Origin of the sequence: Capnocytophaga sp. G2, assembly GCF_035282625.1 — a bacterium.
In the GTDB taxonomy this organism is placed as follows: domain Bacteria; phylum Bacteroidota; class Bacteroidia; order Flavobacteriales; family Flavobacteriaceae; genus Capnocytophaga.
In genome coordinates this window covers 23,782-39,610 of sequence record NZ_JAYKBU010000014.1, presented here as the reverse complement: position 1 = coordinate 39,610, position 15,829 = coordinate 23,782, and the positions used below count along the sequence as shown (strand labels likewise).

The 15,829-nt window shown below is 36.9% G+C and carries 5 protein-coding genes; 3 read left to right on the top strand and 2 right to left on the bottom strand.

Annotated elements, in window-relative coordinates:
• Window positions 1–71: 71 nt before the first annotated feature.
• Together VJJ03_RS08770 and hemC are read right to left on the bottom strand one after the other, a co-directional pair.
• On the bottom strand, window positions 72–3,617 hold the full coding sequence (locus tag VJJ03_RS08770) for an efflux RND transporter permease subunit (RefSeq protein WP_323975069.1): 3,546 nt from the start codon (window positions 3,615–3,617) through the stop codon (window positions 72–74).
• Entirely contained in the window at window positions 3,617–4,543 is a 927-nt protein-coding gene (gene hemC / locus VJJ03_RS08765) for a hydroxymethylbilane synthase (protein ID WP_009746098.1), read from the bottom strand. Before hemC ends, VJJ03_RS08770 begins: the two co-directional genes overlap by 1 nt.
• Window positions 4,544–4,659: 116 nt before the next feature.
• Between hemC and VJJ03_RS08760 the strand changes: the two genes are divergently transcribed.
• The 3 genes from VJJ03_RS08760 (at window position 4,660) to VJJ03_RS08750 (ending at window position 15,806) form a co-directional block, all read left to right on the top strand.
• On the top strand, window positions 4,660–6,567 hold the full coding sequence (locus VJJ03_RS08760; RefSeq protein ID WP_323975067.1) for a RecQ family ATP-dependent DNA helicase: 1,908 nt from the start codon (window positions 4,660–4,662) through the stop codon (window positions 6,565–6,567).
• Window positions 6,568–6,719: 152 nt separating this feature from the next.
• Window positions 6,720–10,082 (top strand): preprotein translocase subunit SecA, encoded by a 3,363-nt coding sequence (gene secA / locus VJJ03_RS08755; RefSeq protein WP_009746100.1) that lies wholly within the window; start codon window positions 6,720–6,722, stop codon window positions 10,080–10,082.
• 273 nt (window positions 10,083–10,355) lie between these two features.
• Window positions 10,356–15,806: an alpha-2-macroglobulin family protein gene (locus VJJ03_RS08750; protein WP_323975065.1), complete on the top strand. Its 5,451-nt coding sequence runs from the start codon at window positions 10,356–10,358 to the stop codon at window positions 15,804–15,806.
• Window positions 15,807–15,829: the final 23 nt, after the last annotated feature.

The window sequence follows — 15,829 nt, the reverse complement described above, 5'->3', positions numbered from 1 at the left end:
TTTCTTGTAATATATAGCGGTTTTCACAAAAACTTTTTCTTAATTTGTATATAGTATGCATATAGTTTGCATTAGTCAGTCGCCCTTTTTCTTGCTTGCACTTTCCCTTCCCTTGTATCCACCATCCATTCATACATAATCCCTTCAGGAAGTTCCTTATAGTACCTTATTTTACGGATATGGGTAAGATAGGACTGTTGGGCAATAGCACGCTTATGATCATCGGTTATAAGAGTAATAAAAGTACGTTCAGGATAGGTTAAAAGGAGTAAGAAATCTGCTTGACCGTAGTCATCTGCCCAATGAAGGACAGTGGCTTTTTCAGGTAAAGAAAGGGAAAGAGCATGGTACTGCTTTTTACGCTTTTGGAAGTCAGTACGAACAGCATGCACTATGTAAGGTTCCTTATACAAGTAACTTAGAAGAAGTTTTTTCTTAAGGTAGTCCTCCCCTTCTATACGTTGGCGCATCAGGGCGAACTGCTCACGGAAGTATTTACCTATAAGCTTGGCACGCTCCCGGTGGGTTATTCCAAAACGTGGGTCATTAGGAGCTATCTGCTCGGCAGCCAGTACAGTGATACTCCCGTCGTAAATAGCAAAGTCTCCCTTAGGCTGTACTTCTGAATTACCATGTATATATATTAGAGTTAGGGGCTTTTGAAATTCCTCAGCCAACAGAAAAGCTCCTTTATGGAAACGGTGGATAACATTACTCTCCGAGCGTTTGCCTTCTGGGAATATCATGGCAGAATAACCATCTTCAAAGTTCTTTCTGAAAATATCTACCCCTTTTTCTATCCCCTTAGAAGCAGGATAGAAATTCATTGCTTGTACATATCTTCCAAATACTGCAGAATGATATACCCAATCATTAACCATATAACTCACACGTGGAGTAAGCATTCCTATAGCAAGCGTATCAAGCCATGAACTATGATTGGCTATCAATACAGAAGGATAAGAAAAATCAATAGACAAAGGATTCTCCACTCTCTTTCGTACAAAAGGATTGGAGTACAGTACAGAAGTAGTAAATTTCGCTGCTAAGTAGCGAAGCCATAGGGTTTTCCCTTTGGGTAAAAGTTTCAATAAAAGCCAACCCAAATTAGAAAAAAGTACCGAAAATACCACATAGTAAAGTATGGATATGAAACTATTCAAGAATATACGTAAAGAGATAGGAGATAATCCTCGCTGGGGTCGCCTAAAAATAAAAAACTTAAAAAGAGAAGGGTAAAAGACAAAAGTAATCATTAAAGCAGAAAATATCCCAATGAGTGATACTGATGCAATAGATTTCAAAGCTGGATGCTTAGCAAAAATTAGCGTACCAATAGCCAAGAAGGTAGTAATGGAAGCAAGTAGCACAGAGACCTTATATACAGGAAGCTCATCCTTACCTGTGGAATAGTCTTTCTGCAAGGCACAAGTCATAAAAATACTAAAATCCACTGAATGTCCCAGTACTAAAGTACAGACAATCATACTAAATACATTGAACTCCATTCCAAAGAGATTCATCAGGGCAGTAGTAACTACTCCTGTAAGAGCAATAGGAATAAGGGTGAGCAGAACAAGCTCTATCCGGCGGAAAAAAAGTAACAGAATAAAGAAAATTGCAAAAGAAGCATAGGAAGCCAATGCTAATATATCATCCTTAAGTTTACCTAAGAAAGTTTCACTAATATTCTTACGATCTATCACTATTGCAGGAGTCTTCTTCTCTATTTGCTGGATAAAAGCTTCTCGTTGTCCTTGAGTAAGTTTAACCAAATTAGCAATTGTATAGAATCCATTCTTCTCAGTAATAAAATCTTTAATAGGGATGGAGGTAAGATCTTCGTATGTTGTAAGATGGGTAATAAGTTCTTTAGGTTGTTCCAAATAAGCAAAGAAAGGTGCATACATAGAAGGTTTAAAACCTACTTTCTGAGCAGAAATCATCAGTGCTTGTTTCACTTGAGTGATTCTTCGGTTATTCCAAAAGGTTTTCCAATATACCAGACGCTTTTTTTGTTCACTCTCTGGAAGGACAATATTTCCTAAGGAAGAAAATTGCTTAAGTTTACCTTCTCTTTGTAATTGTTCTAAAGAGTGGTAAAGGCGGAAATTCTGTTCAAGAACTTCATTCAAGGAGTTACCATAAGCAGCCGTATAAAGGGATTTGTATTTGTTATCCGTAAGGGTTTCTATCTTATGTTGAGTCTTGGCATAACGCTCATTAAGATAGTTAATAGAAGCTATATCACCATTGAAGCGTACTTGTTTAAAAGCAAAAAAACTCACTATAATAAGGAATAAGCAACTTCCTACTATCCATTTATTCTGATGAAAAGGATAAGCTCCTACCCTATCAAGAAAAGTTTTTCGTATTTCTATATCTCGGTTTTTTCTATAAAAATGAGGAATCATCAATAAGGAAAGTAATGCCGAGACCATAATCCCTATACAGGCAAAAAAACCTAAATCACGCATTACCTCTGAATGAACAAAAAGCAAACACAAAAAGGAGATTGCCGTAGTAATACTACTTAAAAGAATGGGAACAGTAACCGAACGATAGAGCTCTTGAGTATCCTGTGTCGCCTTATAGTGAGTAAGAATATGTAAGGAATAGTCTATCGTAACTCCTAAAAGCACTGCTCCTAAACTAATGGAAATGGCTGAGATATGTCCCTTTAGCATATAGAGAAAAGCTAAAGCAGAAAGTACTCCAAAGAGCGAAGGAACAAAAGCTATTAAAGGGATTGTAATACTCCGATAAAAGAAAGCCAACAGCACATACAAAGCAAAAAGAGAGACAAGTACAGTGGTAAGAATATCAGTCTTAATCTGGGAAGCGTTGCTCACTGAAATAAAAGGAGCCCCAAAGAATTCACAAGAAGCCTTCCCTATATATTGCTGGTTAAGTTGTGCTTGGAGTCTCTCCAATTCCTGCACAAAAGCAGTATTATGCTCAGTATCATTCCCTTCATATACAGGATTAAGAAAGAAAAGAATATTCTTATGGTCAGCGGTAGTAAGATAGCCATCAAAAAGGGTAAGGTCAGTACCTATATTAAGATATTGAAGTTTCCCTAAACCTTTGAATGTAAGTGAAAAAGGATCTTTTCGGATAAACTTTTGAGTAACCATTCCTGCTGGAGTAAGCATCATACGGTAGTGAGCTTGTACTAAGGCTTCTAAGCTATCAGGTTGCATTTTCTGCTCCAGAACTTGATAATCCGTTTCTTCCAGAAATAAGGGTAAATGCTCATTGACAAATGCCCAAGTTTGATCTATCTCTTCTTCAGAGATAATACCCTGAATATCCGTAAAGTACTGAGGAAATTTTCGTCTGAGATTATCACAAAGAGTATCAGTAAGTTCCTGAATGTCAGCAAAGGAGCCTTCTGTTTCTTCACTTACAATCACCGAAATCTTATCCGCAAAATTCAGTTGCTTAAGTACTTTAGCTGTGAGAGAGGTTTTCTCATTCTGTGGGAGAACCTTAGTGATATCTTCTTCAAAACGCAAGTGTACAACTCCGCACAAAGCAATCCCCGCCCAAAGTAAGAGCAATAAAATGGAGAAAAACTTATGTCTGGAAACAAGATTAAATATTTTTACAAGCATTACTTTTGAATATTCATTACTTTTCGTATTTCTTGCATGAGGTCAGCTCCTCCTTTCAATAATATTTCATCAGCACAAGCCTCAGGGAAATTTTCTATATCATCTAAAGAAATCGTTTTTTTAACTTCTATAGCATGCTTTCCATCTAGGGAAAAAAGATTCCCCACGAAAGAAATCGTTTTTCCGTCAAGGGTTGCCTTTGCTCCAATAGGAGCCGTACAACCTCCTTCCAATCTTTTCAGAAAGCGACGCTCTATATTGGTTTCTATATCTGTTGGCTGATCATTAATAAGGGCAAGTGCTTCTTTAGTATAAGTATCTTCAGCTTTTGAGACAACCATAATAGCTCCCTGTGCAGGAGCTGGAGTCATCCAGTCCAGAGGGAAAGCATTCACCTCCTTCTTATCCAAACGTTCCAAAGCAGCAGCGGCAAAGATAGCCCCTTGCCAAGGACTTTTATGTAACTTCTCCAATCGTGTATTGATATTACCCCTGAGATTCTCTACTAAGTGAGTAGGAAAACGACGTAACCATTGGGCTTTTCGGCGCAAACTTCCTGTAGCTATGGTAGCATGAGTATGGGAGAGAAAGTCCAGATTCTCCTTGTACACCAGTACATCTTGTACATTGGCACGCTTAAGTATTGCTCCTTTTATAATTCCTTTAGGAAGAGTGGTAGGTACATCTTTCATGCTGTGTACTGCTATATCTATAACACCTTGTAGCATAGCCACATCAAGAACCTTGGTAAATACTCCTGTAATCCCCATTGTATATAAGGGAATGTCCAAAGTAAGGTCTCCTTGAGATTTCACCGGAACCAATGTAGTGGGATAGCCCAATGCTTCTAAAAGAGATTGTACTTTTCTTGCCTGCCAGAGAGCAAGCTCACTATCACGAGTACCTATGCGGAGCGTCTTTTTCATTTTTTCTTAATAATCGCCAAAGGTATTACTTTTTATTGACTTATACAAATAAACCGTTAATCATTAACAAATTAATCATTAATTTTGTATCTTTGCCATTTCTAATACTTTAAACTATGCATCTATTCGCCTTGGAAATTCTTAAGAAATACTGGGGATATGAGCAGTTTCGTACTACACAGGAGCCCATAGTAATGTCTATTCTTGAAGGAAAAGATATCTTAGCTATGCTCCCTACAGGAGGGGGAAAATCACTCTGTTTTCAAGTGCCTGCAATGATGAAAGAAGGGGTATGCTTAGTGATTTCTCCCCTTATTTCTCTGATGGAAGATCAAGTAAGAAGCCTTACAGATAGAGGTATTCCGGCTTTAGCCCTTACAGGAAGTATTCCTTACTATGAAATGGAACGACTGATGAACAATGTACAGAACAAAGTTTATAAGTTTCTCTATATGGCTCCTGAGCGTCTTGATAATGAAGAAGTAGAATTCCAATTAAAAGCCTCTCCTATCAATTATATAGTGATTGATGAAGCTCATTGTATCTCTCACTGGGGGAAGGACTTTCGCCCTGCTTACTTAAAGTGTAGAAAACTAAAAGACTGGTTTCCTTCCTTACCTATCATAGCCCTTACCGCTACAGCTACTGAAAAGGTACAAATGGATATTTTAGAAAACTTACAAATTCCTAAAGCAACTGTACTGAAAAGTAGCCTTATCCGTACCAATTTAGCCTATATGATTTACAAAATAGATAATAAATGGAGCCGATTAGAACGTATCCTACTGAAAAACAAAGAAAGTAGTATCATCTATGTAAGGAACCGAAGACTAAGCGAGGAATTAGCACAGCACCTCTGTGAAGAAGGATTCTCTGCCACTAGCTTCCACGGAGGACTTCCATCAGAAGAAAAAAGCAAACGATTAGGTATGTGGAGGTTAGATGATGTACAGGTTATGGTAGCTACCAATGCCTTTGGTATGGGAATTGATAAGCCCAATGTACGCACTGTCATTCACTGGGATTTACCCAATTCTTTAGAAGATTATTTCCAAGAAGCAGGACGGGCTGGTAGAGATCATCAAAAGGCTTTTGCAATTATCCTATACAATGATAGTGATGTTAGAAAGCTTTTAGTAGATACACAAAGAAGTCAGGTATCTGTTCCTTTTCTCAAAGAACTATACCCAAAACTTTGTAGTTACTTTCAAATAGTCTTGGGAGAAGGAGAAGGAACTACACATATCTTCAACTTAGCCGATTTTGCAATAAAAACACAATTAGATGCCCTAAAAATCTATCAAGGATTAGAAGTATTAGACCGTAATAGTGTACTCTCCTTAAGTCAAGCTTTTTTCAGAAAAGCAACTGTACAAATTCTCCTCTCAAGCCGAGAAGTCATCAACTATTTAGAGAGAAATCCTCAAGAAAAAGAACTCCTATTCTTCCTTATGCGAAAATATTCAGGTATTCATGAGCAAACCATCTCTTTTAGAGTAGAGAAAATCGCTATCAACTTACATACAACCGCCTTGCAGATACAGAAGAAGTTAGAGAAACTTAAAAATGACAGTGTAATAGCCTACAAAAGTGAAAATACTGATGCCGAAATCACTTTCCTTATGCCACGTGATGATGACAGAACCATTAACTATATCTCCCCTCAAATCAAATGGTATAATCAGCACAAAATAGATCAATGTAATGACGTATTAAAATATATTGGGCAAGACGAAAAATGTAATCAACGCTTCCTTTTGGAATATTTTGGAGAACAAACAAAAGAAAATTGTGGCATCTGCTCTCATTGCATAGAAAACAAACAAGAAAAACTTACCAAAGAGCATATAAGAACCATCTCTGAAGAAATTCTAAAACTCATTGCCCATCACCCTATGTCCTCTCAGGAAATCTGCCTTATCTCTCCTTATCATGAATGGGAGATTTTACATGTATTAACTCTTTTATTAAATGAAGAAAAAATAAGTGTTCTACCTACCAATCAGTATATTACAAAAGAATAGAGAACATTACATTCTTCAAACAAAGTAGTAACTGAAAAAATGTCAGTCTTTAACTTTATTTGAAAAAGAATTTTTGTACTTTTGTCAGCCAAAATAACTGTGGTATATTTTTTGATTAAATTGTTTGTTTTCTAAATTAATAAATACATTTTATGAGTTTTATAAGTTCATTAATAAAAATCTTTGTCGGTGATAAAGCCAAGAAAGATATGAAAGAGATTGCGCCATTGGTGGAACAAATCAATGCCCATCAAGCACAATACAAATCATTAAGTAATGATCAGTTACGGGCTAAAACCACAGAGTTCAAAGAACGCATTGCTAATGCTCGAAAAGAATATGAAGAGAAAATACAATCTCTTAAAGAACAAGCTGATAGCACTGAAGATATTGACCAAAAAGAAGATTTTTATACTGAAATAGATAAATTAAATGATGAGGCATACAAAGCTGGAGAGAAAGTCCTTAATGACATTCTCCCAGAGGCTTTTGCTGTCATGAAAGAAACAGCTCAGCGCTTCGTGGACAACCCCACCCTTGAAGTAACAGCTTCTCCTTATGATAGGGAGTTGGCTTCTATGAAGGATTACGTGACTATTGAGGGAGAAAAAGCTCTGTGGAAGAATTCTTGGGATGCTGCTGGAAAACCTATCACTTGGGATATGGTACACTATGATGTGCAACTTATCGGTGGGATTGCCTTGCACCAAGGAAAAATCGCTGAAATGCAAACAGGGGAGGGTAAGACCCTCGTGGCTACTTTGCCTCTTTATCTTAATGCTCTTACAGGAAATGGAGTGCATTTAGTAACCGTAAATGATTACTTGGCTCGCCGTGATAGCGCTTGGATGGCTCCTTTATTTCAGTTTCATGGACTTAAAGTAGAATGTATTGATAATTATCAACCTAACTCTTTAGGACGTAGAATGGCTTACGCTGCTGATATTACCTACGGTACTAATAACGAATTTGGTTTTGATTACCTTCGTGACAATATGGCACATACTCCTGATGAGTTAGTACAACGCCCTCATAACTATGCTATTGTGGATGAGGTGGACTCTGTCCTTATTGATGATGCTCGTACTCCACTTATCATATCAGGTCCTATGCCTCGTGGCGAGTTTCATGAATTTGATGTGTTTAAGCCTGCTGTAGAAGCCTTAGTGGAAAAACAACGCAAGCACCTAACTAACGTATTAGCAGAAGCTAAAAAGCTTATTGCTGAAGGTAATACCAAAGAAGGAGGAGTACTCTTGCTCCGTGTACATCGTGGACTCCCTAAGAATAAGGCTCTTATCAAATTCCTTAGTGAAGAAGGAATGAAACAGCTCCTCCAAAAAACGGAAAACTACTACATGCAAGATAATAACCGAGAAATGCCTAAAATAGACCAGGACCTTCTCTTTGTTATCAATGAAAAAAATAACCAAATAGAACTTACTGATAAGGGAATCAATGAAATGTCGCAAGGGGAAGATAAAAACTTCTTCGTAATGCCCGATATCGGTGCTGAAATTGCTAATATTGAAAAACAACATCTGCCCAAGGAAGAAGAAAATGCATTGAAAGACAAACTCTACCAAGAGTTTGGAGAAAAAAGTGAGCGTATACATACAGTAAATCAGCTACTCAAAGCTTACACTTTGTTTGAAAAAGACATTGAATATGTAGTTATTGATAATAAAGTCCTTATCGTAGATGAGCAAACAGGACGTATTATGGATGGACGTCGTTACTCTGATGGTTTACACCAAGCCATTGAAGCTAAGGAAAATGTACAAGTAGAAGCAGCTACACAAACTTATGCAACCATCACTCTACAGAACTATTTCCGTATGTATCGTAAGTTAGCTGGGATGACAGGTACGGCGACGACAGAGGCAGGTGAGTTCTGGGAAATCTATAAGTTAGACGTGATGGAGATTCCTACTAACCGCCCCATTGCCCGTAATGACCAAAATGATCAAATCTATAGAACCAAACGTGAAAAATACAACGCTGTCATTGAGGAGGTTGTAAGCCTCTCTCAGGCAGGACGTCCTGTACTAATTGGGACTACCTCAGTGGAGGTATCTGAACTCTTAAGCCGTATGCTTAAGCTACGTAACATTCCACATAATGTATTGAATGCCAAGCTCCATAAAAAAGAAGCTGAGATTATTGCAGAAGCCGGTAAGAAGGGAGTAGTAACTATCGCCACCAACATGGCAGGTCGTGGTACGGATATTAAGCTTACCGATGAGGTAAAAGAAGCCGGAGGATTAGCTATTATTGGTACTGAAAGGCATGATTCTCGACGTGTGGATAGGCAGCTTCGTGGTCGTTCTGGTCGTCAAGGAGACCCAGGTAGCTCCAAGTTCTTTGTTTCCTTCGAGGATAATCTTATGCGCCTCTACGGAATGGAACGTGCTATCAAATTTCTTGACCGCTTAGGACAAGGACTTAAAGAAGGAGAAGTACTAGAACATCCCGTTATTACACGAAATGTAGAAAGAGCACAAAAGAAAGTAGAGGAAAATAACTTTGGAATACGTAAGCGTTTGCTTGAGTACGATGATGTAATGAATGCGCAGCGTGAGGTGATCTACAAGCGCCGTCGTCACGCCCTTTATGGGGAACGCTTACAGGTGGATATTGCCAATATTATCTATGATACTTGCGAAACTATAATAGAAAGTAACAAACCAGGTAATGATTATAAGAACTTTGAGTATGAATATTTTAAATACTTTGGAACTGAACCAAGTATTTCTGAGGATGATTTCCACAGAAAGTCTCTCAAGGATCTTATCAAAATACTCTACCCACAGTTGCTCTCTCTATACAAAGAACGTAGCGAGCGCAATGCCGCTATTGCATACCCTGTTATTAAGAACGTATATGAGGACAAAAGTAATCAGTTTGAACGTATTGTCATTCCTTTCTCTGATGGACAAAAAGGTCTTAATATTACCACCGACCTCAAAGAAGCTTATGAGACAGAAGGCAAACAAATTATTGTGGACTTTGAGAAGAATATCTCCCTTGCTATCATAGATGATGCATGGAAAACTCACCTCAGACAGATGGATGAACTCAAACAATCTGTCCAGTTGGCTACTCATGAGCAAAAAGATCCTTTACTTATCTTCAAATTTGAAGCATATAACTTGTTCAAAAGTATGGTAGATAAAGTAAATAAGGAGATTGTAGCCTTCCTATTCCATGCACAACTACCTACCCCTGAGAACTCCGTACAGGAAGCTCATGAAGTAAGACGTGCTCCTGAACATCTGCAAACCTCTAAGGAAGAGATCCTTAATTCTGATGAACTGGCACAAAGAAATAGAGAAGCCGGAGAACATGCTTCTCCTGCCCCACAAGTAACTGAACCTATCATCCGTAGCCAACCTAAAATAGGACGAAATGATAAGGTTACTATTCAAAATATCCTAAATGGAGAAACTAAAGAAATGAAATACAAACAAGCTCTTCCTCTCTTAGAGAAAGGAGAATGGGTAATCAAACGATAGTTTAACACAGTTTTTTCATAACAAAGAAGTAATCCTAAAAAGGATTACTTCTTTGTTATTAATATTATTCATAATCAATAATTTATACAGTATTTAAAGTCATTCTTTCTAAATTGACTCCAAAAGGGAATTATAATAAGAAAATATTTCTATAATTATTTTGGAAAAATATTTGGATAATTAAATTTTTATATATAAATTTGCGCTGTAATTGGACTCCTGTATTATTAGGTCAAGTACAATTCTTATTTACTTAAATAAACATAAAAAATTATGAAGAAACTCTCCTTCCTCTTTATCTTTCTATTACTGTTGGCTTCTTGTGGAAAGAATGCGAGCCAAAAAGATAGTGATCCTTCTCTTTTCAGAGAATATATTACTGGCTTCAGTTCTGGAATTATTTCTGCTGATAGCCCTATTGAAATTGTCCTCACAGAATCTTTAAGTGAAGAGAAAATTCAAAATATAGACATAGATAAGCTTTTCGAACTTTCTCCTAAAGTAGAAGGTAAAGTAATTATTGATGGAAATCTTATAAAATTCAAACCTAATGAAGCTTTACCTCACAATCAAGAATATTTTGTTACCTTCCACCTAAAAGAACTTTTCAAAGTAAAAAAGAACTTAGAAAAGTTTTTCTTTCATGTACGTACTCAGAGCCTACAATTTGAGGTAAATATTCAGGATTTACAATCCTATGATCAAAATTACTATTTTCTCAATGCAAATATAGAAGCAAGTGATAATCTATCTCCTGATATAATTCCTAATATAATAAGCGCTTCTATTGATGGGAAAAAATTAACGATTAAAGCTTTAGCTAAAGATAAATCCACCCAAATTCCTATTATTATTGATAGTATTCCCACTCCCAGTACAGAGACCCAAACTCTTAAAGTACAATGGGATGGAAGTTCTTATGATATAGAAAGCAGTGGAGAAAGTTCCCTTAATATTCCTCCTAATAATGCTTTTGGAGTAGTACAACTTTTGCTAAATGAAGGAGAAAATAATTCTTTTAACATTGACTTCTCTGCTCCTTTAGAAAAAAACCAAGATTTTCGTGGATTGGTTGCTGTAGAAGGGTATGAAGGAGATTTTAAGTTTTCTACCTCTGGCAATACCCTAAAAGTATATGCTGATACTAATTTCGAAAATGAAGTAAAAATAAATGTATTTCAGGGTATTAGAAGCCAATATGGAGAAAGAATGAAATATGATTTCTCTGGGAAACTAACCTTTGACCCTATCAAACCACAAGTGCGCCTAGTACGTAATGGTATTATCCTCCCTAGTTCTCAAAACTTAAAAGTTAATTTTCAAACTATTAATCTGAAGGCTATAGAAATTAGTGTTCTACGTATTTATCAAAGTAATGTATTACAATTCCTCCAAGAGAATGACCTCAATGGAGCCTCTCGCTTAAGAAGAGTGGGAGCTACTATCGCCCGTAAGGTAATCCCTATTCGCTCTATCACCAAAAACTCCCTCTCCAAGTGGAACACTCATGCATTGGACTTATCCAAACTTATAACTCCCGAGCCAGGAGCTATCTACCGAGTAAAGATAGACTTCAAAAAGGAATATGCCCTTAATTGTAATAATAGCAAAACTACTATCAAAGAAGAAGATCTTTTGATAGCTGATGAAGATGGAGACAATGACTACTATGATTATGATGACGACTATTACGATTATGATTGGGAAGAAAGAGATGACCCTTGTAAGGATAGCTACTATTATAACAAAGCAGTAGAAACAAATATCTTAGCTACTGATTTAGGAGTCATTGTCAAAAGAGGGCAAAACAATGATTATACTGTTATAGTTAACAATATCATCTCTACAGCTCCAGTAAGCGGGGTTAAAGTAGAGTTCTATGATTTCCAACAACAAAAACTTTCAGAGGCTACTACTGACAGTGAAGGTAAAGCTACGGTAACTACCTCAAAACGTGCCTATTTTGTAGTTGCTCGCAAGGATAATAACACTACCTATGCTAAGGTGGATGATGGTTCTTCTCAATCTGTAAGTAACTATGAAGTGGGCGGTATGGAATTAGAGAAAGGACGTAATGGATACATCTATACCGAACGTGGTGTATGGCGCCCTGGTGATAATATCTCTGTAGGCTTTATATTTAATGATTTCGCTAATAAGCTCCCTGAAAATTTACCTATTAAGCTAACTTTCTCAGATCCAAATGGAAAAGTTGTACAACAGTTAGTGAAAACTTCAACTCCTGATAATCACTATCTATTTACCTTAAAAACAAGTCCAGAAGCGATAACCGGCAACTGGTCTTGCCAAATTAAAGTAGGTACAACAACCTATAGCAAAACCATTAAGATAGAAACAATTAAGCCTAACCGACTTAAAATTAGCAATAGTCTGTCCGATAAGTTTATTTCCAATGATGGACAAAATGCATCCCTACAAGTGAATTGGCTACAAGGAACCCCTGCCAATAATGTAAAAGTAGAAATTACAGGGAAATTATATCCTAAACCTAATCCTTTTAAAGGATATGAAAGCTATACTTTCAATAATACCTCTTTTTCTTCTTCCTCTGAGGAAATATCTGTATTTGATGGAAGAACTGATGAAAAGGGAGCTGCCTCTTTCTTTTTTCAACCTAAAAGGCTAGAAAATGCAACTCAAATGCTCAAGGTGAATTTCCTTACCAAAGCTAACGAACAGGGAGGTGATTTTAGTACTGATGTTACCTCAGCCACCTATTCACCTTTTTCAAGTTATGTAGGGATAAAGGCTCCTAATGATAATTATTATTATGAAACAGATAAGGTAACTAAGTTTCAAACCGTAATACTCTCTCAGAATGGAAAGCCTCTTGCCAATCATAGAATTAAGCTCTATGCCTACAAAATAGACAAAAACTGGTGGTGGGATGTTTCTGAATATAATATTTCTAGTTATAACTCCTCTGATTCTAGAACACCTGCTTTTACAACAGAAGTAACTACAGGACATGATGGAAAAGCCTCTTTTAATATACAAATTAAAAAATCTGAAGCTGGAAGGTATTTCTTCTTAGTAGAAGATATTGAAAGTGAACACGAAGCAGGTATTGATGCTCGTTTCTATTCTTGGGGAGAACCTTCAGAGAACACTGGTACTGAAGCTACTATGCTTATGATTGCAAGTGATAAGAAAGATTACAAAGTAGGAGAAAAAGCTACACTCTCTTTCCCTTCTGATGCTGGTGGACGTGCTCTTATCTCTGTGGAAAACGGAAGTAAAATTCTAAAAACCTATTGGGTAAATACCCAAAAAGGAAAAACAACTTATCAAGTGCCTATCACTGAGGATATGGCTCCAAATGTATACCTATATGTAACACTCCTACAGCCACATGCACAAACTAAGAATGATGCTCCTATTCGCCTATATGGAATAGCTCCTATTTCTGTATATAATCCCAAAACCAAGTTAGAACCCGTGATAGAAATGCCTGGAGTACTTCGTCCTGAAAAACAAGTTACCATTAAGGTAAGTGAGAAAACAGGTAAGCCAATGACCTATTCATTAGCCATTGTTGAAGATGGGTTGCTTGACCTTACTCGGTTCAAAACCCCTAATGCTTGGAATACTTTCTTCGCTAAAACAGCCTTGGGAGTAAAAACGTGGGACATTTATAATGACGTTATTGGTGCTTTTGGAGGAACTATTAATCAAATATTCAGTATCGGAGGTGATGAAGATTTAGGAGGTGGTAAGGCTAAAAAAGCCAATCGCTTCAAACCTCTGACTATTGTACAAGGTCCTTTCACTCTTAACGGAGGAACAAAATCACACCAGATTACATTACCTAACTATATTGGTTCTGCTCGTGTAATGGTCGTAGCTTCTGATGTGAAAAACAATGCTTTTGGTAGTGCTGAAAAAACAACCACAATTAAAAGTCCTATCATGGTCTTGGCATCGCTTCCAAGAAAAGCTGTTCCTGGAGAAAATATCACCCTCCCTGTTACCGTTTTTGCAAATGAAAAGCAAATAAAAAATGCTACTATACGAGTAAAAACTAATGAGAAGTTTGGTATAAATGGAGATACACAACAGCATATTTCTTTCACTGAACCTTCTGAGAAAATGGTTTATTTCAATTTAAAAGTTAAGGAAATAGGGGTAGGTAAGATTACCGTTGAGGCAGTCTCTGGAGGAGAAAAATCTACTTATGAAGTAGAGATGGATGTATATAATCCTAATCCAAAAATATACCAAGTAAAAAATGTAATTATACAACCCAACTCCTCACAGAGCGTTAATTTTGAAGTGTTTGGAGAAAGAGGTACCAATGCTAGTGTGTTAGAGGTATCTTCTTTTCCAGGCGTGAACCTATCCCAACGTTTGAAATACTTGATAGAATACCCTCATGGTTGTGGAGAACAACTCACCTCTGGAGGATTCCCTCAATTGTATTTGTCTGATTTTGAAAATCTCTCTACTAAGCAACAATCAGAAGTACAGTATAATGTAAGTGCTACTATAAAGAAACTCTCTGAAAATCAATTACCAAATGGAGGTTTCTCCTATTGGCAAGGTTCTGATTATGCTGATGAATGGGTAACTTCCTACATTGGACAATTCTATATTGAAGCAGAAAAGAAAGGATTCTCTCTCCCTATAGGAAGTAAATCCAAATGGATTAATTATCAAAAAACGATGGCTCGTAATTGGGTATATAATGGTTCCTATTCTACATTCAATCAAGCTTATCGTCTCTATGTTTTGGCTCTAGCAAAAAGCCCAGATATGGCTTCTATGAACCGATTAAGAGAATCCTCTAATCTTTCCAACGAAGCACTCTCTCGCTTAGCAGCAGCTTATGCCATTGCAGGACAAAAGAATGTAGCCGAATCATTATTCCGAAAAGTAACGTTTGATAATTCCTCTGAAGACAGCTATTATGGGTATGGATCACCAATGCGCAATCAAGCTATGTCGCTTGAAACAGCATTATTATTAGGAAAATCACAAATTGCAGCAGAATTGGCACTAAAAATTTCTGATAAACTTTCCTCTAATGAATGGTTAAGTACACAAACTACTGCGTATGGACTCTATGCAATGGCTCTTTACGTGACTAAAAATAAAACTGGTAAGTCCTGGTCTGCCTCCTACAAAGAAGGGAAAGAAACAGGAACACTTACAAGTAGTTCTACAGGATTTGCTTCAAAAAATCTTTCTAATAACATCGGGAACCATCAAGTAAGTGTGCAGAATAAATCTGCAGTAACACTCTATGTACGTGTAGTTAGTAGTGGAATTCTTCCTGTTGGAAAGGAATTAACCCAACAGAATGGCCTTTCCATAACCACCCGTTATAGTGATAGAAATGGGAATATCTCTATAGAGTCCTTACCTCAAGGGACTAGCTTTACCTGTACTATCTCAGCTACCAATACTACACAGAGTGCAGTCTCCAATGTGGCTCTTACACAGTTTATTCCTTCAGGTTGGGAAATTATTAATACACGTTTTACAGACTACGATTCCGATAATAGCAAATGGGATTATGCAGATATCCGTGATGATAGAGCCAATATCTATTTTGGGCTTAAAGCAGGGGAAACTAAAAGATTTACTCTTAAACTGAATGCCTCTTACAAAGGGCAATATTACTTGCCTGGTACTTTCGCTGAAGCGATGTATGATATCAAATATAATACACACAATGCCGGACAATGGATAAAAGTAGAATAGAACTCTATTTAAAAATATTTTTA